The sequence below is a fragment of the Methylocystis sp. H4A genome, assembly GCF_015709545.1.
Classification (GTDB): Bacteria; Pseudomonadota; Alphaproteobacteria; order Rhizobiales; family Beijerinckiaceae; genus Methylocystis; species Methylocystis silviterrae.
In genome coordinates this window covers 194090-214226 of record NZ_JADNQY010000026.1, presented here as the reverse complement: position 1 = coordinate 214226, position 20137 = coordinate 194090, and the positions used below count along the sequence as shown (strand labels likewise).

Annotated in this window: 24 protein-coding genes; 14 read left to right on the top strand and 10 right to left on the bottom strand. The window is 61.0% G+C overall.

Annotated features, from left to right (window positions below; translation table 11 throughout):
- Positions 1-220 precede the first annotated feature (220 nt).
- Positions 221-427, top strand: a complete 207-nt coding sequence (locus IYW40_RS14190; RefSeq protein ID WP_123174874.1) for a TOBE domain-containing protein — start codon at positions 221-223, stop codon at positions 425-427.
- 24 nt (positions 428-451) lie between these two features.
- On the opposite strand, the gene IYW40_RS14185 is transcribed toward IYW40_RS14190, so the two are convergent.
- Together IYW40_RS14185 and IYW40_RS14180 are read right to left on the bottom strand one after the other, a co-directional pair.
- Complete coding sequence (locus IYW40_RS14185) at positions 452-877, bottom strand: group III truncated hemoglobin (RefSeq protein WP_175094102.1); 426 nt, start codon at positions 875-877, stop codon at positions 452-454.
- A 44-nt stretch (positions 878-921) separates the two neighbouring features.
- The gene (locus IYW40_RS14180; RefSeq protein WP_196400980.1) at positions 922-1359 is read right to left on the bottom strand and encodes a response regulator; all 438 of its coding nucleotides are present in this window, start codon (positions 1357-1359) and stop codon (positions 922-924) included.
- A 516-nt stretch (positions 1360-1875) separates the two neighbouring features.
- Here IYW40_RS14180 and IYW40_RS14175 point away from each other — a divergent pair.
- The 7 genes from IYW40_RS14175 (at position 1876) to IYW40_RS14145 (ending at position 8191) form a co-directional block, all read left to right on the top strand.
- A complete protein-coding gene (locus tag IYW40_RS14175; protein ID WP_196401067.1) occupies positions 1876-4362 on the top strand; it encodes a TonB-dependent receptor in 2487 nt (828 codons plus the stop codon).
- An 11-nt stretch (positions 4363-4373) separates the two neighbouring features.
- Positions 4374-5057, top strand: coding sequence for a Fe2+-dependent dioxygenase (locus IYW40_RS14170; RefSeq protein WP_196400979.1), 684 nt, complete (start codon positions 4374-4376; stop codon positions 5055-5057).
- A gap of 5 nt (positions 5058-5062) precedes the next feature.
- On the top strand, positions 5063-5746 hold the full coding sequence (locus IYW40_RS14165; protein WP_196400978.1) for a Fe2+-dependent dioxygenase: 684 nt from the start codon (positions 5063-5065) through the stop codon (positions 5744-5746).
- On the top strand, positions 5743-6555 hold the full coding sequence (gene exbB, locus IYW40_RS14160) for a tonB-system energizer ExbB (protein WP_196400977.1): 813 nt from the start codon (positions 5743-5745) through the stop codon (positions 6553-6555). The genes IYW40_RS14165 and exbB overlap by 4 nt, the downstream gene beginning before the upstream one ends.
- Before the next feature lie 3 nt (positions 6556-6558).
- Positions 6559-6984 carry a TonB system transport protein ExbD gene (gene exbD / locus IYW40_RS14155; protein ID WP_196400976.1) on the top strand — a complete coding sequence of 142 codons (426 nt, stop codon included), beginning with the start codon at positions 6559-6561 and terminating at the stop codon, positions 6982-6984.
- Complete coding sequence (locus tag IYW40_RS14150; RefSeq protein ID WP_196400975.1) at positions 6981-7772, top strand: TonB family protein; 792 nt, start codon at positions 6981-6983, stop codon at positions 7770-7772. Before exbD ends, IYW40_RS14150 begins: the two co-directional genes overlap by 4 nt.
- A gap of 254 nt (positions 7773-8026) precedes the next feature.
- Positions 8027-8191, top strand: coding sequence for a NepR family anti-sigma factor (locus IYW40_RS14145; RefSeq protein WP_210327291.1), 165 nt, complete (start codon positions 8027-8029; stop codon positions 8189-8191).
- A gap of 211 nt (positions 8192-8402) precedes the next feature.
- Here IYW40_RS14145 and IYW40_RS14140 read toward each other — a convergent pair whose 3' ends face one another.
- The 3 genes from IYW40_RS14140 to IYW40_RS14130 form a co-directional block, all read right to left on the bottom strand.
- Positions 8403-8591, bottom strand: a complete 189-nt coding sequence (locus IYW40_RS14140; protein ID WP_196400973.1) for a hypothetical protein — start codon at positions 8589-8591, stop codon at positions 8403-8405.
- Between the two features lie 169 nt (positions 8592-8760).
- Positions 8761-8958, bottom strand: coding sequence for a CsbD family protein (locus tag IYW40_RS14135; protein ID WP_124739796.1), 198 nt, complete (start codon positions 8956-8958; stop codon positions 8761-8763).
- A 273-nt stretch (positions 8959-9231) separates the two neighbouring features.
- Positions 9232-9696, bottom strand: a complete 465-nt coding sequence (locus IYW40_RS14130; protein ID WP_196400972.1) for a J domain-containing protein — start codon at positions 9694-9696, stop codon at positions 9232-9234.
- Between the two features lie 227 nt (positions 9697-9923).
- Between IYW40_RS14130 and IYW40_RS14125 the strand changes: the two genes are divergently transcribed.
- The 3 genes from IYW40_RS14125 to IYW40_RS14115 all read left to right on the top strand — a co-directional run bounded on the left by IYW40_RS14125 (position 9924) and on the right by IYW40_RS14115 (position 12372).
- Positions 9924-10394 (top strand): SRPBCC domain-containing protein, encoded by a 471-nt coding sequence (locus IYW40_RS14125; protein ID WP_196400971.1) that lies wholly within the window; start codon positions 9924-9926, stop codon positions 10392-10394.
- A 57-nt stretch (positions 10395-10451) separates the two neighbouring features.
- Positions 10452-11558 (top strand): aminotransferase class III-fold pyridoxal phosphate-dependent enzyme, encoded by a 1107-nt coding sequence (locus tag IYW40_RS14120; protein WP_196400970.1) that lies wholly within the window; start codon positions 10452-10454, stop codon positions 11556-11558.
- Between the two features lie 172 nt (positions 11559-11730).
- Positions 11731-12372: a hypothetical protein gene (locus IYW40_RS14115; RefSeq protein ID WP_246720801.1), complete on the top strand. Its 642-nt coding sequence runs from the start codon at positions 11731-11733 to the stop codon at positions 12370-12372.
- Positions 12373-12404: 32 nt separating this feature from the next.
- Here IYW40_RS14115 and IYW40_RS14110 read toward each other — a convergent pair whose 3' ends face one another.
- The 3 genes from IYW40_RS14110 to mtnC form a co-directional block, all read right to left on the bottom strand.
- Positions 12405-12653: a hypothetical protein gene (locus IYW40_RS14110; RefSeq protein WP_244434944.1), complete on the bottom strand. Its 249-nt coding sequence runs from the start codon at positions 12651-12653 to the stop codon at positions 12405-12407.
- Positions 12654-12780: 127 nt separating this feature from the next.
- The gene (locus IYW40_RS14105; protein ID WP_196400968.1) at positions 12781-13110 is read right to left on the bottom strand and encodes a 2Fe-2S iron-sulfur cluster-binding protein; all 330 of its coding nucleotides are present in this window, start codon (positions 13108-13110) and stop codon (positions 12781-12783) included.
- 58 nt (positions 13111-13168) lie between these two features.
- On the bottom strand, positions 13169-13855 hold the full coding sequence (gene mtnC / locus IYW40_RS14100; RefSeq protein ID WP_196400967.1) for an acireductone synthase: 687 nt from the start codon (positions 13853-13855) through the stop codon (positions 13169-13171).
- 218 nt (positions 13856-14073) lie between these two features.
- Here mtnC and IYW40_RS14095 point away from each other — a divergent pair, with 218 nt between their 5' ends.
- Positions 14074-14700, top strand: coding sequence for a class I SAM-dependent methyltransferase (locus IYW40_RS14095; RefSeq protein WP_196400966.1), 627 nt, complete (start codon positions 14074-14076; stop codon positions 14698-14700).
- 18 nt (positions 14701-14718) lie between these two features.
- Here IYW40_RS14095 and IYW40_RS14090 read toward each other — a convergent pair whose 3' ends face one another.
- Complete coding sequence (locus IYW40_RS14090; protein ID WP_196400965.1) at positions 14719-16746, bottom strand: thioredoxin domain-containing protein; 2028 nt, start codon at positions 16744-16746, stop codon at positions 14719-14721.
- Positions 16747-16952: 206 nt separating this feature from the next.
- Positions 16953-17255, bottom strand: coding sequence for a hypothetical protein (locus IYW40_RS14085; RefSeq protein ID WP_196401066.1), 303 nt, complete (start codon positions 17253-17255; stop codon positions 16953-16955).
- Positions 17256-17584: 329 nt separating this feature from the next.
- On the opposite strand from IYW40_RS14085, the gene IYW40_RS14080 reads away from it, so the two are divergent.
- Positions 17585-18064 (top strand): hypothetical protein, encoded by a 480-nt coding sequence (locus tag IYW40_RS14080; protein WP_175094078.1) that lies wholly within the window; start codon positions 17585-17587, stop codon positions 18062-18064.
- Between the two features lie 250 nt (positions 18065-18314).
- Positions 18315-20099 (top strand): nif-specific transcriptional activator NifA, encoded by a 1785-nt coding sequence (gene nifA, locus IYW40_RS14075; RefSeq protein WP_246720800.1) that lies wholly within the window; start codon positions 18315-18317, stop codon positions 20097-20099.
- Positions 20100-20137: the final 38 nt, after the last annotated feature.

Below are 20137 nucleotides of genomic sequence, written 5' to 3'. Positions count from 1 at the left end.
TGCTGCCTAGATTTGTAACAGGCTGGGTAGTTATTGGTCGTTTATACAGAAGGCGTTTGGTATGCGCCGCGCGTTGCCGATGTTATAGACGCGATCGTGCAGTCCCATTTCATCGAAGGAAACCCGGTAGAGCGGCTGTTTATTGTGCCGCAGCCGTAGCGACGTCGGGCGCCGTCGAGGGAGGCCATAGCGATAACCGCTTTTCTTAGGAGCCGACGACATGAAGATTTCCGCGCGTAACAGCCTTCCCGGGACCGTCAAGCACATCCAGAAGGGCGCAACCACGGCGCATGTGACGATCGACGTCAACGGATTGACGGTCACAGCTTCAATCACCAACGAATCCGTCGAGGAACTTGGACTCCGCGAAGGGTCCAAGGTCAAAGCGGTCATTAAGTCGTCGGATGTGATGATCGCGGTCGACTAACGCTCGTGGGCGGCCGATGGGACGCTATTGCGCCGGAACGCGCGACGGCTTTCCATCGGCGTCGACGAAGGGAAACAGCCCCGACTGGAAACATTGCGTCATGTGGGCGGCTTTGGCGATCGCCTGCTCGGCCTGCGTCTTCGGCAGCGCTTCATTGGCGCTTTCGCTAAAGAGTTCGAGCCAGCGCGTAAAATGCTGAGGCTCAATCGGCAAATTGATATGCGCGGCGAAAGGCTGGCCCTGATAGCGCTCCGTGCCGAGCAAGGTCCTGGACCAGAAATTCGCGACGATGCCCATATGCTGGTCAAGACCGTCGATCGTCGCAAAGATCGGAGCCAACAGCGGATCTTCGGCGCCCTTCGCGTAGAATCGACGCACGCAATCGTCGATCGCGATCTCTAACTTGTCACGTTCGGCGCCGTCCTCTATCGGCGGAATGGCGGGCTCCATGGCGACCTCCCTGCAATAAACCTCGAATGCGGGCTGTTTCGGCGCTAACGCATGTTCAGAACGGCCCGCGGCATTGTGACGGCCTTTTTCCTGGCGTTCAGCAGAGCGTCGACCTTATCGCGCAGCAGCTCAACCCGCAGCGGCTTCGCCAGAAAGCCGTGCGCGCCCTCAGCGACGCACTCCTGGCCGAATCCGCTGGAAATCTGATCGACGATGACGATGATTTTGGTTTCGGGAACGCGCGCCAGAAACTCCTGAATGAGATCCAAGCCGTTGACGCGAATGACGCCTTCGGCAAGCACCAGTACGTCCGGCCTTATTTGCTCCGCTTTTGCGAGCGTTTCGGACGCGCTCGCGAGTTCATGCGCCTCATATTCGTCGTGGAGCATGAACTCGATCGCCGCGCGAAAGGTTTCATTGTCGTCCACGACAAAAACGCGCCTGCGTTCGATGGCTTTCGCCACCTTTACGCCGATCTGCATGGCAGCCTCGCGCGGTGATTGACTCACGATTCTGAAAGCAAGTTGCGTGCCGCATGCGGAGCGCTGCGAAGCGGCGCGATCGCCATGGCTTCCCAACGGGATGGCGGCCGTCGCACCGCTGTCTGCGGCATGGGCCGCTTAAATTTGGCGGGCTCACGCCAACGGCCAGATCAGCCAAACCGACGAACCCTACCGCCGCACTTCACAGCGCGACCCTCTGCGCCTTTCGGCGCAACGAACATAATATTCTCCGTCAAAGTAGCGCCACCTAGTTTGGAATTAAAGCGGTTCCAAACTAGACGTGTGGCGGAAAGACAACAATCGCCAAAAAAATTGTTGTATGTGTCTGAAACTATACAGATTACAATACTTCCATTCAAACGTTTCGACTGTTGACCGCGATCACCGCCAAATTTAGCTTCGATCAACTTCTTCGCACCACGCGAAAGTAGACAACGCATAACCCCCCTTGGCGGTTCCCCGATGAGCGACGTGAAATCTCCACTTTCTCTACGAATGCTGACTCAGTCGCTTCCGCGGACTCGTGCTGGAGATCTGACGTCGGTGAAGGCGCTCAGCGTTGCTGCGGCGCTTGCGTCGAGCGTCAGCGCATCGGCTTTAGCGCAGTCCGCTTCGACGACGCTGCCGCCCGTTAAAGTCGATGCGCCGCAGGAGAAGCCGCGCGCGGCGGCGCCGGCGAAACCCAAGCCCATCGCCGCCGCTCAGCCGCAACCGGCGCGTCATGCGGCCGCCAATCAGGCCTCAGGGCAGCGGCGCGGCGCGCCGGGCGCTTCAAGCGCCGGCGGCCAAGGCGCGGGGGGCGGAGGCCTTCCGGTCTTCGCTACGGCGCCCAACGCCAATCCTTACGCCGATCCGGTTGCGCCCTATAAGGTCGATCGCCTGTCTTCGCCGAAATTCACCGAGCCGGTGCTCAACACACCGCGCACGATCACGGTGCTCACCAAGGAAGTGCTCGACGACAAGAACGCCTTCACGCTGCGTGAAATCGGTCGCAGCACGGCGGGCGTGACGCTGGGGACGGGCGAAGGCGGCAACGCCTTCGGCGATCGCTTCTTCATTCGCGGCTTCGACGTTCGCAACGACATCTTCGTCGACGGCGTGCGCGATCCTGGCGTCAGCATTCGTGAGAACTTCTATACCGAGCAGGTCGAAATTCTGCGCGGACCGGGATCGACATTCGCCGGTCGCGGCACTGCGGGCGGCGCGATCAACATCGTAACGAAACAAGCGACCGACCGTGATTTCGTCGAACTCAAAGCGATTGGCGGCTTTTCCGACCACATGAAGCGGGTGACAGCTGACGTCAACAAAGTGATCAGCCCGATCCTCGCGGTGCGCGTCAACGCGCTTTATCACGACTCGAATGTCGCCGGCCGCAGCTTTGTCACCGACTATCGCGACGGCGTCGCCGGCTCAGTGGTGTTCAAGCCGCTCGAGGACCTGACGCTGACCGCTCAATACACGCATGTCTATCAGAATGGCTTGCCGGACTTCGGCGTGCCGTACAACCGGGTCTGGAACCGGCCGTTCTCCGAAGGCGTTACGCCGCGCTCCAACTGGTATGGCTTTGTCGATCGCGACTTCCAGGTTGCGATGCAGAATTTCGGCACCTTCACAGCCCACTATCGCTACAACGACAACCTCGTATTCGACAATCGGTTCCGGCAGAGCCGCTCCGTTCTGGACTATATCGGATCGCTGACGGGGAGCGCGGATCTATTCGCTTCGACGGTGAGAATCGGCGCGCAAAGCCGCTACCAGGTGGTGAACACGCTCGACAACCAGACGGAGGCGACGCTTAAAGTCGAAACTGGCCCGGTTAAGCACGCGCTAGTCGCCGGCGTCGAATTCGCCCGCGAAGGCGTAACGCGCACCAATTATCAGGGCCTCGCTTCCGAGTTGAATGGGATTCCCACCGGTAATACGGTGACCTGTAACCTCTATCTTCCGTGCACCTATCTGCCGTTCCTGAACACGCCCTACCGCAATACCAATCCGACGCGGATCGCGGTCGATACGAAATCGGGCTATCTGATCGAAACCGCGAACTATCAGGACGTCGTGATCGTGAACGGGGGCGCGCGCTTCGACGATTACAACATCACGAGCCGCACGGAGACCCTTTCGACATTCGCCAAGAGCCATTCAGGTCTTTTCAATTGGAACGCCGGCGTCGTCTTCAAGCCGCTGCCGAACGTCAGCGCCTACGCCGCCTACGCGACCTCGGCGACGCCCGTCGGAGCCGAGCTCGACGGCGGCGCGGCGAATTACGGCGGCTTGAACACGGCGTCGCAAATCTTTGCGCCGCAACTCAACAAGGCGGCGGAGGTCGGTCTGAAATGGGAGCTGTTCGACAGGCATCTGCTCGCGACAGCCGCCTTCTTCAAGACGGATGTAAGCGGCGCGAGAGAAGTGAACTCCGGCGTCACCACCGGCGACGCGTCCTATTACGTCCAGGGCGTCGATCTTGAGGTTGCGGGCAATATCACCGACAAGTGGATGATGCTTGGCGGCATCGTGCTGATGGACTCGCGGGTGACCAGCTCCTACGCGCGAACGAATATCGGTCTTCAACTCGCCAATATCGCGCATGAGTCCTTCAGCCTGCTGTCGAAGTACAAATTCGGCGACCTTATCGGCCTCGCTCCGAACGCGCTCGAATTCGGCGGCCAGGCCATCTATCGTTCTAGGATCTATGGCGGCAACAATATTGTCGCCAATGGCGGCACGGCGTTCAACAGATATGGACTGCCGGCGCCGACCGCCGCCAATCCTTTTTTGAACGTTCCGACGATCCTGCCTTCTTACTGGCGCTTCGATATTTTTGCGGAGGCGAAGATCGGCCCTAACATCACGATGAAGTTCTCGGTCAACAATCTCTTCGACCGCACGATCTATGACGCCTTCTATCAGACGGCGACGCCCTTCGCGCAGATGTCGCCCGGCCGCTCCGTCTATCTCGAAACGCGCGTCATGTTCTAGGAGCCATATCGATGCTTGCTCACATACAAGGCGCGCTCGACAGACAGGAGGTCGACGTCCTTCGCGAGGCGATGGCGCAGGCGACGTGGGAGGACGGCGCCTCCACCGCCGGGGCGAACGCCGGCGAGGCGAAGCGCAATGAGCAACTTCCGCCTGACTCTGAAATCTCGCGCGGGCTCGGCAGGCGGCTACTCTCGTCGCTCCTCGCCAATCCCGCTTTCGTTTCAACGGCTGTCCCGCTGCGCATCTATCCGCCATTGTTCAACCGCTACGGCGTCGGCGACCACTTCGATCCGCATGTCGACAATGCGATACGCGGCGACGCCCTGACCGGCGCGCGTATCCGCGTTGACCTCGCCGCGACTGTGCTTCTTTCTGATCCCGACGAATATGAGGGCGGCGAACTGATCGTCGAAGACATCTACGGATCAAGGCGCTTCAAGCCGCCGGCGGGCGACCTCATTCTATATTCGGCCGGCAGTCTGCATATGGTGACGCCTGTCACGAGCGGCCTACGTCTTGCCTCATTTTTGTGGCTGCAAAGCATGATCCGCGCCGACGAGGCGCGCAGCCTCGTTTGCGATCTCGACGAATCGATACAAGAGCTCGCGCCGCGCGTGGGCGCAGACGATCCGGATCTGCGCAAGCTGGCGACCGTCTACCACAATCTCATCCGCTACTGGGGAGAAGCATAGCGCTGATGCTTATTTGCATATCCGAAGTTCTTTCCAAGCAGCAGGTGGCCTTTTTCCGCGCGGCCATGGACCGGGCGGCGTGGGAGGACGGTCGCGCGACCGCCGGTTCGCAATCCTCTCTGGTGAAGAACAATCTCCAACTGCCGCAAGCCGGCGACGTCGCGCGCGAACTTGGCGAGCATGTGCTCGAGGCGCTTGCGCAGTCGTCGACGTTCGTCTCCGCGGCGCTGCCGTACAAGATTTTTCCGCCGCTCTTCAATCGCTATGGCGTTGGGCACGATTTCGGATTGCACGTCGACAATGCGATCCGCGGCATTCCCGGAACGCCAATTCGCATTCGCACGGATCTTTCTTGCACGCTGTTCCTCTCGGAGGCGGACGAGTATGACGGCGGCGAGCTTGTGATCGAAGATCGGGTCGGGCAGCAGGAAGTGAAACTTCCCGCAGGCGATCTCGTGCTTTATCCTTCGACGAGTCTTCATCTTGTCAAAGGCGTCACACGCGGCGAGCGCATCGCCTCGTTTTTTTGGATGCAGAGCATGATTCGTGACAATGTGGCGCGCGCTTTGCTCTTCGATCTCGACCAGGCCATCCAATCCCTGACGACTCGGCTGGGCGCCGGCGATCCTGCCTGCGTCAAATTGTCGGGCGTTTATCACAATCTGATCCGAACATGGGCTGAAGCATGAAACGTTCTTTGCAGTTTCTCGTGATCTCAATCATCGCGCTTCTCGCTGCGCAGAGCGTCGCAGCCGCACCGGGGTCGCCAGCGCTCGACGCAGCGATTGCGGCCACCAAGCCTCATGATCTTTCGGTGTGGACGATGTTCGTCAACGCCGACATCGTCGTGAAGTTCGTAATGGTCGGCTTGTTGCTGGCGTCCGTCGCGACATGGACGATTCTCATCGCCAAAACGATCGAACTGAAACGGTCGCGCGAGCGCGTGATGACGGCGATACGCCGCCTCTCCGAAGCGCGCGGCCTCTCCGAGGCGCGGTTGGCGCTTGGCGGCGGCGACCGTTTGACGCAGGCGCTGCTTGGCGAGGCGACGCGGGAAATGAAGCTTTCGTCCGATATTCTTGCCGCGCCGGGCGTGAAGGAGCGCATTGCGGCGTGCTTCGCAGAAATCGAACGCGCCGAAGCGCTTTCGATCAAACGGGGCACCGGACTGCTCGCCTCCGTCGGATCGACGGGGCCCTTCATCGGACTGTTCGGCACCGTCTGGGGCATCATGAACAGCTTCATCGGCATTTCCAAAGCGCAGACGACCAATCTGGCCGTCGTCGCGCCCGGCATCGCCGAAGCGCTGCTGGCGACGGCGATCGGGCTCTTCGCCGCCATTCCGGCGGTGCTCATCTACAATCATCTTGCGCGCCAGGCGTCGGCCTATCTCGAGCTCGTTTCTAATCTCTCCGGTGAATTGCTTCGCATCGTCTCGCGCGATCTCGACCGCGCCGGACATGCCGCTGCCACAAACAAGATTCACGCGGCGGAGTAGATCATGGCCGTTCATCTCAAAAGCGATCTTCAGGAAACGCACGAAATCAACGTCACGCCGTTTATCGACGTGATGCTCGTGCTGCTCATCATCTTCATGGTGGCGGCGCCTCTCGCCACCGTCGATCTTCCGGTCGATCTTCCGGCTTCCAACGCCGCGCCGCATGAAAAGCCTGATAAGCCCATTTACGTGACGATTCAGGGCGACCTCGCGCTCGCCCTGGGCGAGACGCCCGTCAAACGCAACGATCTTGTTTCAGCGCTCGACGGGCTCCTCGGCGACAAGTCGAAGCGCATCTATTTGCGGGCCGACTCCAGCGTGCCCTATGGCGAGATGATGGCGATCTTGGAGCGTCTGCGCGCCGGCGGCTATCTGCGCGTGGCGCTCGTCGCGCTCGACGCCGGCGGCAAGGAGCAGGCAACGCAATGAGCGCCGCCGCCGCTCTCCAGAAGCCGCAATCGAACGGCAAGCTTTGGGGCGCCGCAGTCGCCCTCGCGCTGTTTCTGCACGTCGGCGGCGCCGTCGCCGCGCTGGTGACCTTGCGGGGCGATCTCGACGAGGACGCGTCCGGCGCGCCGGCGATCGAATTGTCGCTCGAGCCCGCCGCGCCGCGCGACGCGGAGGCCGCGGATCTACCGCCCGGACCCCTCTCGGACGAAGCGGCCGCCGCTGCGCCTTCCGTCGCCGCATCGGAGGCGAAGGAGGCGAATGAAGAGCGGATCACTCACGCCGAATCCGAAGACGCCGAGCTCACGCACAACGTCCGGCCGGAGAAGCCGATCGAGGAGGAGAAGACGCATCAGGCGCAGCCGGTCGTCTCGGCTGAGTCTGCCGCTTCGGAGGCGACCGCGCCGCCCAAGTCCGACGCCGACCGACAATCCGACAGGCCCGTAGCGCCTGTTCAAGGGGCTGACGCCGTCGCCAACGCTGTCAAGCTGACGTGGCAAAAGGCTTTGCTCTCGCACCTCAACCGACACAAGCGCTATCCGGGCGCCGCCGGTCGTCGATCCGCCGAAGCGAGTGTTTCTTTTACGCTCGACAGGCGCGGCCATGTCGTCAGCTACAGCATCAAACGTTCTGCGGGACATCCACTCTTCGACGACGCTGCGCTCGCGATGATGAAGCGGGCCGACCCCGTTCCGCCGCCGCCGCCGGTGATCGCGGACGAGGGGCTGACCTTCGAAGTGCCCGTGCAATTTCGCGTCGGCAAAAAATAGATGCGGCTTGATCGAACGCGGCGCTTCGATCGTCGGAGGCTTTCGATCCGCCGCTAAGAAGAACGCAGCTGCGACTGAACCTTGTGGAGGCAAATTTTGGGTTCTCCACAACGCTTCTTTGCGGTTAAGCTTTTCTATTCCTTAAAAAATTTGGAGCATGGTCGGAACAGATTTTCGAATCGGCGCTTCATTCCCCGTGCGGAGAGCTGCTCATGCCGCCACTTGAAAACCGAGCGAGACTGACAGAGACGACAATGAGACGAAATCGATACACACGCGATGCGGTTGATGTGGAGCCGAGCGTGAGGCGGCTCGGTGAGCAGCTTAGACGCCAATTTTCCGATATTGCTTCGGAGCCGCTGCCTGACGACATGCTGGCCCTGCTGGAAGAGCTTAGCCAGATAAGCGCGGTCGAGTGACGCGCAGAAAGATTTCTCGAATCTCAGCGCATCTTGTTCGGACGAACCGCGAAGTCCAATTTGATCAGGAGACCTTTGAGGTCCTCGGGCGCCGGGTTCATGATCAAGTCGAGATATAAAAGTGAGAAGCGCTTTGCGAGCGCCTCGCTCATCGAGCGCCGAAGCAGCGCTCTCTTGCCCTGTCTAAGGGTGAGTTTTGGAGAAGCGGCAGTCATAGCGAACGCGCCTCCTGCTTGAACAGCGACTGCAACGCGGAGAGTTCATCGCGCATGTCTTTGCCCGCGGACATCCGTTCGGCTGATCGATCCGTAAAGCGGAATGCGCCGCCGCCTCGGACTGTGCGCGATCTGCCGCGCTTCGATCGATACTCGACGGTGAACGGGCGAACGGTTTTCTTCATCGATAGACCTTCGTCTTGAGGACGCGTCTATAAAACCTCGGCGTCAAGCCAGATGTTCCGGCGCTCCGAATGCTGGACGCGAATTGCTGGACACATTGCTCGCGTCGCATTTGAAAATGAAAACGCCGGCGAAGCTATCTCGCCGGCGTCCTGCAATGATGGGCTGGAGTTAGTGGCGCGACATCCAGCTGTCGACCTGCTCCTTCGCCTTGTCCTTGGCGACGCCGTAGCGCTCCTGGATCATGCCTTCGAGCTGCTCGCGGTTCCCGTTGATGCGCGTAATGTCATCATCGGTGAGCTTGCCCCATTGCTCCTTCACGTTTCCGGTGAACTTCTTCCAGTTGCCTTCGATCGTGTCCCAGTTCATGAATTCCTCCTAGTCGGGAGGCGCCCGCAATCGCGGAGGACGCCTTGGAAAGCCGACCCCGGGCCTAGCTCTCACGAGCATTAGAACTTTTCGCTGGCTTAGATGTTCCCTGTCGACTTGTGCTCTCGCTATAAATTGGCAGTCTAGCCCATGTCTGGAACGATCACTTCTCGCTCGCCAAGCTTAAGAATTCTGGCCTGTTCCCACGCGCGTCTCGATCTCAGATTGGCGGCCGGGTCTTCGCCAAAGTCGGTCATCAATTACGTCAAACCGTTACGTGAGGTTCCTGAGCAGCGCGTCGCGCGCCTCGACGATACGACGGTAATCTTCGTCGCTGCCGCCGGCGTCGGGATGCGCGGTCTTGGCCAACTGCCGGAAGGCGGCGTTGATCTCGGACAGATTGAGCAGGCCCTCGAACGGCAGCCCTAAAATTTCGCGATGTTCATGGTCATCGTCGATATCCGCCCGAAACAATAGCGTCCGGCGCTTTTCTCGCGCCTCGAGACGCAGATTGAGCTGATCTTCCTGCCATCGCTGGCGCGACATAACGAGACATTCGCCAAAGGCGATCCGGCCCAGCGTTTCAAGTTCGTCAAGGCTGAACGGTCCCACGACGCCATAGGGCGGCGCCAGAGACGCCTTCCTGCCGCTCTCGTCATGTTGGATATCGCCGATGGTCGCCATATCCAATATTCCCATCGAGCCGTTCCAGACGACCCATTCCTCTTTGTCCGTCATACGGAGCGCTCATGCGTGACCCGACCCCGCGCTTCGCCTTTTTGTACAAAAGCGTTCGCGAGAGCTGTGCCGTGAGCCATGCATGTTCGGAGCCAAAGGCGCACGCTACGCGTGAACCTGAGCCGCGGGATCGCGCTTAGAATGAGACAATCGCTTGATGTCGAATTCCGCGCCGCGGCGTCTTGGCGTGAGCCTTGCTTGCTAGGCGGTAACGGGAGCAGGACTCGGTGCTTGACGCTACACAGACACGCAGTCTCACGACGGAGAAGGACCTCGAACATCCGATCGAGGCCGTTTGGCGCGCGATGACAGATTCCGAATGGCTCGCCGTTTGGTTCTTTCCAAATGACGTTGAGCCGGTGGTCGGCCACAAGTTTACGATCTGGAGCCGCCCGATCGAGCGTTGGGACGGCGAGTTCAAATGTCAGGTTCTCGCTGTGGAGCCCGGCCGTATGTTGCGTTTCAGCTGGTCGGGCGGTGATGACGAGCTGAAGGGTTTTGGCCGATACATCGACACGACAGTTACATGGACGATCTCGCAGCTGCCGAATGGCGGCACGCATTTTGTTTTTATGCAGGACGGAATCGACGCTGCCCCTACGGCGGACGCGGTCTACGACGTCATGCTCAAAGGCTCGCAGAGCGTGTTGAACTCTCTCGCCAAAAGACTCCCTGACCTCATTGAACACGGCGCCTGAAACGCCACGCTTGCCCGAGCTCATCGGAGCGGCGACCAATGGCGAGCTCAGAGCAACATGTCAGCCACATTCTCAGATTCAACGAGCGAGCCTAACGGACCAATCCAACCGGCCGTCGTCGGCGACACATGCGTCGGGGGCGCGCCGCTCGACTTTTCCGGCGCATTGCTCTTCTTTCCGGAGAATTTTGCAGGATCAACGCGCCGCACGGATGCGCCGATAGGTTCGCCGCAATCAGCGGCGGAAGCAGCGGCGCTTTCGGATGCTTTATGCGCGAAGATTTCGCCCGTTTCTTTTGGCGACCGCGTGTTTTTGCTTCCCTCCGAGCGCGACGCCTGGCGTTCCGCCGTCGAAATGGCTCGGCGTTACCATCGCCTCGTCGGTCGCCCCAAGCGCCGACGGTTCATTGTCTGCGTCGGGCCTGCTGATGCAACGGCCAGCCTTCCGCCTGGCCTTGAGGGCGACGACGAGATCGTCACTCTCCGAACCGACGATCACGCTGCAGTGCAGACGGAAGTCGACGTGAGGACCGCGGGAATACTGATCGCGCCGGTCAGGACGCAAGCCGGTTTTGAGGTCGTTTCAGGAAGCGTCCTCGCTAGACTGCGCGAGACCGCAGACGAATATGGGCTCATACTCGGCTTCGACGAAACTTTTTGCGGCTTCGGCCGCTCAGGCATGCTTTGGGCGCACGAATGGACCGGCGTCACCCCGGACCTGATGGTCGCCAGTCACTCGCCTGCAGACGCCCCGCCGCTGGCTGCGCTCGTCGTCACGCAAAGACTGGCGCGAGGGGCGCTCGGCGGCTCGACGCTTGCTGACGAGGCCGCGCTTCTGGCCGGGCACGCCCTAATCGACGCTCTCTCGACGCCAGGCTTTCAGGACCGCGTGCAGAACCGAAGCTGGTATCTCGAAGACCGGCTGTCCGCCTTGTTTTATCGGCGTCGTGCAGCCTTTACGGCGCTGGATGGCCTTGGACTGATGCAGGCGCTAACGCTCGCGGGAGACGCGGAGCCCATGCGCGCGAAGCTGGCCACGCACGGGCTCCTCACGCGCGCGATGGGGTCGGTCCTGGGTTTATTTCCTCCGCTCACAGTCGAGGAACGCGACATCGACGTGGCGATATCCGCCATCGAAATGGTTTGTGCGCAGGAGGAACGATGAGCGCGCGAGGCAATTTCTTCCGCTGACTGCGGCGTTAGATGACGCGTTGAACGATCGCGTGGCGCGACGCTTGCTTTCAAATGGCCTGGCATTGAAAACCGCTGACCAAGCCCGCGCGGCGGCAAAGTCATTTCACGATCGGCGGGCGGACAAGTTCGACATCATGATCGCGATGAATACAGACGATGCCAATTTTCGGGTCGTCGGGCGAGACCCTGTTCCTCCCTCGCTGAGGCGATTCATCTGGGACATTCAGTCGATGGTCGAACTCGCCGAAAGCGAGCGGGAGATTTTGCTGATCGGCCGCGATCTCATGGCTCGGCTCTTCACGACGGACGATTGGCTGCCAACGGTCTTCGCCGTTCCAAATCCCGCCGGAGGCCAGCAATTCCAGATCTATCGCGACGGGCTCGAGCGGTTCTCCGTCGTGAGCACAATCTTGTCAGGCGGCGCCTGCGTGACAATCTCTCAGCCTTCCGTTTGGGAGATTGCGGGCGTGCTGCGCGGCGCCGTCAACCGCCAGCAACTCGATGCTTCTTCGACGAACAGCGCGCAGGCCGGCGTGTCCCGTCTATTGCAAGCGAGCATCGTGGAGGCCCGCTCGTCCGGGAGCGGAGAGGTCTTCGAGCTTCGCAACACGCTGGATGATCAAACATCCATCATCTTCCATGTTTATGGGGGCGACATCGGCCGGATCAGTCGCCGATCCGGCGCATCAGGCGGAAGCGGCGACGCGCCGCCATTGGGCTACGCCAATTCGGACATCGATCCTCCCTACGATATCTTTTCAATTCAGAACGAGATCCGAGATTGAGGAGACTGACCCCATAGGAGAGAATGTCTTTGCTATGAGGGATCGAAATATTCGATCTTTTGGCCCGGGTCTCTGTTCGGGCAGGGAATTTCCTTGAACAGCACTTCGGCGAAGGCCTTCAGGCCCGTGTTCGTGCGCAGAGACAAGCGATTGGGGTCGGAGGTCCAGCTTTGATAAGTGACGATCCCACGGGTGATGCTGATCACCGTGTATTTTTCCGAGTTGATTTCGCCGCCCTTCGTCCGATAGCACTTCCCGGGCAGAACGCTTTCTTCCTTCATTGGCATGGATGCTCACCCTGCATCTTGGCGCTGCGTGCATGGCGAATGAGCAAGTTCCAGACCATATAGAGGTTTCCCGGGAGCGTTTGCTGCAACGCCATCGACGTTCGAAACCGTGCGGGTCGAACTAAATGCCAGTCGCATCCTCCGGTGCGATGCGGATCGCCATTCCGTCGAACGTCTCGTCGAACCTGATTTGACAGGCGAGACGCGAATTGAATTTGCGATGGCTGGCTGTCGCAAGCATCCGGTTTTCCGCCGGTCCGGACTCGGCCATTTCAATCCCCTGAGGCAAGGTGAGATAGACATGGCATGTCGCGCAGGCGCAACTGCCGCCGCATTGCGCGACCAGCTCTTCGACGCCGGCGCGCCGGATCAATTTCATCAGCGAGACGCCATTCTTGCCGGTGATTTCCTGTCTGGCGCCGTCTCTGGTTTCAAGAGTGAACTTGGCCATCTTTCACCATCTGCCCGAACTCCTCAGCAATGTTTGGCGGAGGCAGCGCGGGAGCGCGTCACGACCCAAAATTCAATGACGCAAAATCAGGGCAAACCGCATGGCGACTGTCTGCGGAACCCTCTCGCGCGATAAGCGTCGTCGCAAGGCCCGCCGACTGCGCGGCGTCTAATTCCTCCCCATCGCCCGACAGCGCCAGCACCGATCCCGAAGGCAAATCGAGACGCTCACAGATCGCGCGGTAGGAGGCGGGTTCGATTTTCTGACCGATGGATGTGTCGAAGAATTCCTCGAACAGGCTTGTGAGATCGCCCGAGGCGCTGTGGCTCAGCAAGAGTTGCTGCGCCAATCTCGAATAGGATGAGTAAACAAACAGGCGACGGCCCGATGCCGCCCATGATCTCAGCGATTCTGCGACGTCCGGATAAAGCTCACTTTTGAGCGCACCTGCCTCATAGCTCTCTCGCCAGATCAGGCCCTGTATCGTCTTCAGCGGGGTCGCCTTGCGATTCTGCTTCATCCAGCGCAGCAAGAGCGCTTCGGCTTCCTCGAGCTTCAAGTCGAATCCGCCGAGGAGACGCCCCGTTTCCTCCAAGGCGTCTTCCACATCCGGGTCCGAGGCATGTTCCGCGATGAAGGCGCCAAGCCGCGCCTGCGCGAGCGGCACGAGAGTCCCGGTCGCGAAAGCCATCGGAACGGCGGCGCCTTCGAGCTCGATCAGGACGGCGCGCACCGGTTCACTCATCGCGGATCCGTTTGGTGTAGAATTGTCGCAGTCGCGGCGCCGGCCGCCTGTGCTTCAGCCGTTCCCAAAGTTGGCTCTGGCAAGCATCATATGTGCCGTGTCCTCCCGCGCGAGGCTCCAAGGCGATCGTGTCGCTCCCTGCGCCACATCGACGGGTAGGCAGCGCGACGTGTTCGCGGCGTCGGTCGATAGCGAGACGATTGTTCGGAGGCCCCACAATGGCTGCAAGCTTGGAAGATTTGAAAGCGGTCACGGGCGGTACGCTGCAGCATTACAATCATCGCGCCGAGTCGTTCTGGGAGGGAACGCGCAGCCACGACGTCACACAAAATATTGCGGCGATGCTCGGCCACATTCGCGGCGAGCCTCCTTTCACCTTGCTCGATTTCGGTTGCGGGCCGGGACGCGATTTGAAGGCGCTCGCCGAACTTGGCCATGTCGCGGTCGGGCTTGATGGAGCGCAGCGTTTCGTCGAAATGGCGCGCATCCACAGCGGTTGCGAGGTGTGGCTGCAGGATTTTCTCGCGCTCGATTTGCCTGAACGCCACTTTGACGGAGTCTTCGCCAATGCGTCGCTGTTTCATGTGCCGCGCAGTGAATTGCCACGTGTCCTGCGCGCGCTCCACGCCACTCTGAAGCCGGGGGGCATCCTGTTCAGCTCCATTCCGCATGGGGCGGATCAGGAGGGATGGAGCAATGGACGCTATGGCGTGTTTCACGCCCCCGAAAGCTGGCGTGCGTTCGGCTCGGCGGCGGGCTTCGTCGAGGTCGAGCGCTATTACAGGCCCAGCGGCGCGCCGCCGGGCGAACAGCCCTGGCTGGCGAGCGTATGGCGGCGCGAATAGGCGGCGTCGTTAAGTGCGTCAGGTCTCGCGCAGAGCCGCCGCGAGCGCGTCCGGCTCGACGATCGGCAGCGAGCAGACCATTCCTCGGCAGACATAAGCCGTGGCGCGATCGCTGAGCAAGGTTTTGCCGAAAGCCGGATGCGCGCGAGGCAGCGCGGCCCCGGGTGCGATGACGTTCAAAACCCGGCCGGGCCGACTGACGCCGTAAACCACTCTCTTCAGCGCCGCCGTATCCGCGGCGTCCGTTTCGCCAATCACGACGATCTGCAACGCCTCTCGCAGCATGTCCATGCCGTTCAACAAAGACGAAAAACCAAGAACGCGCTGGCGAATCGTTCCGGCAAAGTCGTTCGCGCTTGCCTCGGCGCGTTCGCGGTAGACGCTCTCGCCCATCAAATAATAGAGCGGCGCCAGCACCTGCAGCATCATGCCGTTGCCGGAGGGAAGGGCGGAGTCCTCGGCGATTTTCACGCGCGCGATCAGCGTATCAGCGTCGTCGGCGGCATAGAAATAGCCGCCATGTCGATCGCGATAATGATGCTCCACATGCTCGACCCAGCGTCGCCCGCATTCGAGATAGGACGGCGCGCCGGTGGCTTCGTAGAGCGCCAGCGCCGCTCGGCACATTGCGCCGTAGTCATCGAGGACCGCCATATGACGAGCGCGTCCGCATCGCCAGGAATGGAGCAGACGACCATCGTCCGTGGTCATCGCGCTCTTGACGAACTCGAAGGCCTCGATGGCGATGTCGAGCCAGTCCCCACGTTCGAACACGCAAGCCGCCTTCGCGATGGCGGCGATCGTCAATCCATTCCAGTCCGCCAGAACCTTATCGTCGCATCCTGGCCTCACGCGGCGCTCACGCGCCAAGAACAATTCGGCGCGGTCTCGCGCCAATGCCGCCTCGGCCTCCTCGTCCAGCAACTCGATTGATCCAAGGCGATTGAGGACGGACTTGCCGTGCTCCCAATTGCCTTCGCGGCTGACGCCATAGGCGCGTTCGAAGACCGGCGCGCGTGCGCCCAGCGCGTCTCGTATTTCGGTTTGGCTCCAACTGTAGAACTTGCCTTCTTCGCCGTCGCTGTCGGCGTCGAGACTGCTGGCGAACCCGCCGCCTGGCGCGCGCATCTCGCGCGTCATCCACTCGATCGTTTCTGTCACGCGCAAGCGATACAGTTCACGCCGTTCGTCTTGCCAGACCTCCGTCAGCAGTTCGATCAGCTGCGCGTTGTCGTAGAGCATTTTTTCAAAATGCGGCACGAGCCATCGATTGTCGGTCGAGTAGCGCGCGAAGCCGCCGCCCAAATGATCGTAGACGCCGCCTTGCGAAATATGATCGAGCGTCAAAACGACGGCTTGTCGCAACGAGTCGCGGCCCGTCCGCTTCCAGGCCCTCCAGAGAAAGTCGAGGCTGGTCGCCTGCGGGAATTTTGGCGCCGCCCCGAAGCCGCCGTCGACGTGGTCGAGCCGTTGCTCCAACTGCGCGCAAATGCTCTCGACGAGGTCGGGAGAGACCGGCTCTCCGGGAGTCGTTTCGGACAGGCTGGCCAGTCCCGCGCTGAGCTCGGCGACATTATGTTCGATGGCGTTCGCGCGCGTGCGCCACAGCTCCGCGATGGTTTTTAAAACCTCGGCGAAGCCGGGTCTCCCGCCCTGCGCAAAGGGCGGAAAATATGTGCCGCCCCAGAAGGGCTTGCCCTCCGGCGTCAGAAACATCGTTAAAGGCCAACCGCCGCGCTGACCCATCATCATCAGGGCTTGTTGGTACAGATAGTCGACGTCCGGCCGCTCTTCGCGATCCACCTTCACATTGATGAAAGATTCGTTCATCAACGCCGCTATGTCGGGGTCCTCGAATGATTCATGGGCCATCACATGGCACCAATGACAGGCGGCGTAGCCAGAAGAGAGCAATATCGGTTTGCCCGTCTGTTTGGCGAGCGCGAGCGTTTCCGCGGTCCAAGCCTGCCAATGCACCGGGTTGTGCTGGTGCTGCAACAAATAGGGGCTGGTCTCCTGACCGAGCCGGTTGCTCTCGACGCTCATGGAGCCGTCCTCCCTGTGCGGATTACATACGGCTGCCGAACGTCAAGCGCCATTCGCTGCTGGCGGATTTCGCCGATGCGCCGCAGGCGAGAAAACTCGTCGGGCGCAAAGAGCAGAGGGGCGGCTGGGAAGAGGCGTTTCCGGGGAGAGAGAGTCGCGCGCGGCGCTTGGTTCCGCCTTGATGGTTCGCTGGCGCCGCGCGGTGGTTAATGTGGGGCGGCTTCGTTGCTCGGGAGCACGTCGCGGATACGCTTGCCTTCCACCCAGACGAAAGCCCCCTCGGGTTCGGCGCAGGCGATGTCCTGTTCGGCGATCAGCTTGTCGCAGAGCATGATGCAAATGGCGTCGATCGGCGCGTCTCTGTCGTTTTCCTCGGTCATGCGGTCGATGGAGATTTCACCCATCTCCTCGTCGTCGACCAAATGGATGATAAACACTTCCTCATGGCCCGGAGAGCCGTGCGCGTTCACCCGGAAGGTTTCCCCCTTGTAGCGGAATTCGCGTATCATTCCTGGCCCTTTGTTCATTTGCTTGGTTGTGTCCGCGATTGCGCGCCTTGGCGTTCCGCGGCTCTCGCGTGCCCGGCGCGCACGCAAACTGCGTGCCATTTGTGCGTCATGGACCTTCGTTTTGTACGAAGAGGCGCCAAAATTGCTCTTCAAGCAGGCAAGAGGCGCTTGGGAGATCAATAAAGCGCCATGCCAATTCCGACGGTCTTCTCGCTCGTGATCGTACCGCCGTCGGCGTCGGAGCGGGCGCGAAAATCGCCGATGCGTTTGCAAACCGCCGTCTGCGATGCCCTCTCCCTATGTGGCTCAGCGATTGCTTTGAGCCGGCCATGAACACTCCGCGCGTCGACGCTGACGTTGTGAACTTCGGCGAACTCGACCCAAAGACCAACGAACTCCTGCAGCAGGGCGTCGTCGCCTATCGGACCGACCGTGAGAAGGCCGACAACCTGTTCAAGCAGGCGTTGGCGCTGACGCCGCAGGAACTCGCGCCCTATTACTGCCTCTACAAAATCCACACCTACATGGGCAGTCTCGACTACGCCGCTGACGTCGCTGCTCAAGGCATGAAGGAGGCCACGCGTCAGGCGGGTTGGCCGAGCGATCCTACGGCTTGGCCGGCGACGGCCGAGGCGCATGACGGGCCGGCGCGCTTCGCTCTCTATACGCTGAAGGCGCTAAGCTTCATCGAATTGAAGCGCGGTCGCAACGAAACCGCAAAGGAATATCTCGATATCCTCTCCCGCGCCGATCCGCAGGGCAGCGTCGGTTGGAAAGTGATCGAGGAATTGGCGCAGGGCAGCGTGTAATCGATGCGCATGACACGGCCATGTCGCAACCTCAACAAATCGTCGCGCGAATGTCACGCTTCGGCCGTGGCAGCGCCGCCGTTGTCGCAAACCCGACATTGGGCGCTGCGCTGGGGCGACACGACGCTGCTTTGCGTGGTTCTTGCATAAAACAAACTATGAACCGCGTGAGACGATCGGAATCGATCCTCGCATGTGCGAACGGAAACCTTGGCTTCGCGCTAACGGCGGCTGTTCGAGGAAGGCGGCCATGGACGACGTAGCCACTTCACGCTCTCTGCTCACAGAAGGCATGGCGGCAAAGCCGCCGCGCGCGAGACCCCCGTCCGCCGATACGGCGCTGCTCGGCATCTATGAAATCTCAAAAATTCTGACCGCGCCAGCCCGCCTCGAGCAGACGCTGGGCAACGTCGTCGCCGTGCTCAGCTCCTTCCTCGACATGAAATTGGGGATGATCACGATCCTCGATCAGCATGGCAATCCGGAGATCGTCGCGACCTCGGGTTGGACCAGCCGTGACGGCAGCAAGCCGATTGACACGCTGCCGGCCAAGGTGATCGACCGGCTTGTCGCCACCGCCATGCCTGTCATTGTCGAGGACGTGTCCCGCGACGCCTTGTTCGCGACGGCCGCGGAGACGATCACCCGGGCGGTCGGCGCGAAAGTCTCCTTCCTCGCCGTTGCGATCAAGAGTGATAGCCGCGTCGTCGGGACGTTGTCGATCAATCGCACGTCAGAAGATTGGATCTCCTACGCTTTCGACGCCGATCTGCGCTTATTGACGATGATCGCCAATCTGATCGGCCAAACGGTGAAGCTGCACCGCATGTTTTCGGCCGACCGGCAGCGGCTGCTAAACGAATGCAGCACGCTGGAAAAGGCGCTGGTCTCGTGCCTGCCGAAGGAGATTCGAGGAGAGCGGCCCGACGTCGCCGGCATCATCGGCGAGAGCCCGGCGATCATGGAAGTGCTCGACACCATCGCCATCGTCGCGAAGTCCAATTCGACCGTGCTGCTGCGCGGCGAGAGCGGCACAGGCAAGGAGCTTTTTGCACGCGCGGTGCACGACCTGTCGCGCCGCAGCGCCAAGCCCTTCGTCAAGCTGAACTGCGCCGCGCTGCCGGAAAGCGTTCTTGAATCGGAGCTGTTCGGTCATGAACGCGGCGCGTTCACGGGCGCCGTCGCACAGCGTGCGGGTCGTTTCGAACTGGCCAACGGCGGCACGCTGCTGCTCGACGAAATCGGCGAAATCTCTCCCGCCTTCCAGGCGAAGCTGCTGCGCGTGCTGCAGGAAGGCGAATTCGAGCGGGTCGGCGGGGCCAAGACCTTAAAAGTCAACGTCCGCTTCGTTTTCGCCACCAACAAAAATCTCGAAGAGGCCGTCGAGAAGGGCGAGTTCCGCGCCGACCTCTATTACCGCATCAGCGTCGTGCCGGTGTTCCTGCCGCCGCTGCGCGAACGGCCCGGCGACGTTTCGCTGCTGGCGCGCAATTTCATCGAGACGTTCAACAGCGAAAACGATCAAAAGCACGAACTCTCGGCGAGCGCCATCGAGACGCTGCAACGCTGCTACTTCCCGGGCAACGTGCGCGAACTGGAAAATTGCGTGCGCCGCACGGCGACTTTGGCGCGCGACGAAACCATCGTCGATCATGACTTCGCCTGCGCCTCCGGCAAATGCCTCTCGGCCTTGCTGTGGACCAGCAGCGCCAGCGGCGCCTATCCGCATGCGCATCCCGAACCGGCCGGGATGCGCGCCCCCGCTCCGCCTGAGGAGATCGCGTCCGTAAGCCACGGCGCAGCTGCGTCGATTCCGACCTTCGTCAAGGAGAACTCGTCGCCGCTGGACGCCGCCGGGGCGGAGGAGAGCGACGGTTTCGCATCCTCCCGCAAGATGATCGATCGCGAGCGCCTCATCGAAGGCATGGAGAAGGCCGCCTGGGTCCAGGCCAAGGCTGCGCGTCTGCTCGGCCTGTCGCTGCGCCAGGTCAACTATGCGCTGAAGAAATACAACATCGAAATAAAGCGCATCTGACCGCGTCAGGCGATTGTCGCATTTAGAACATTTGTTCA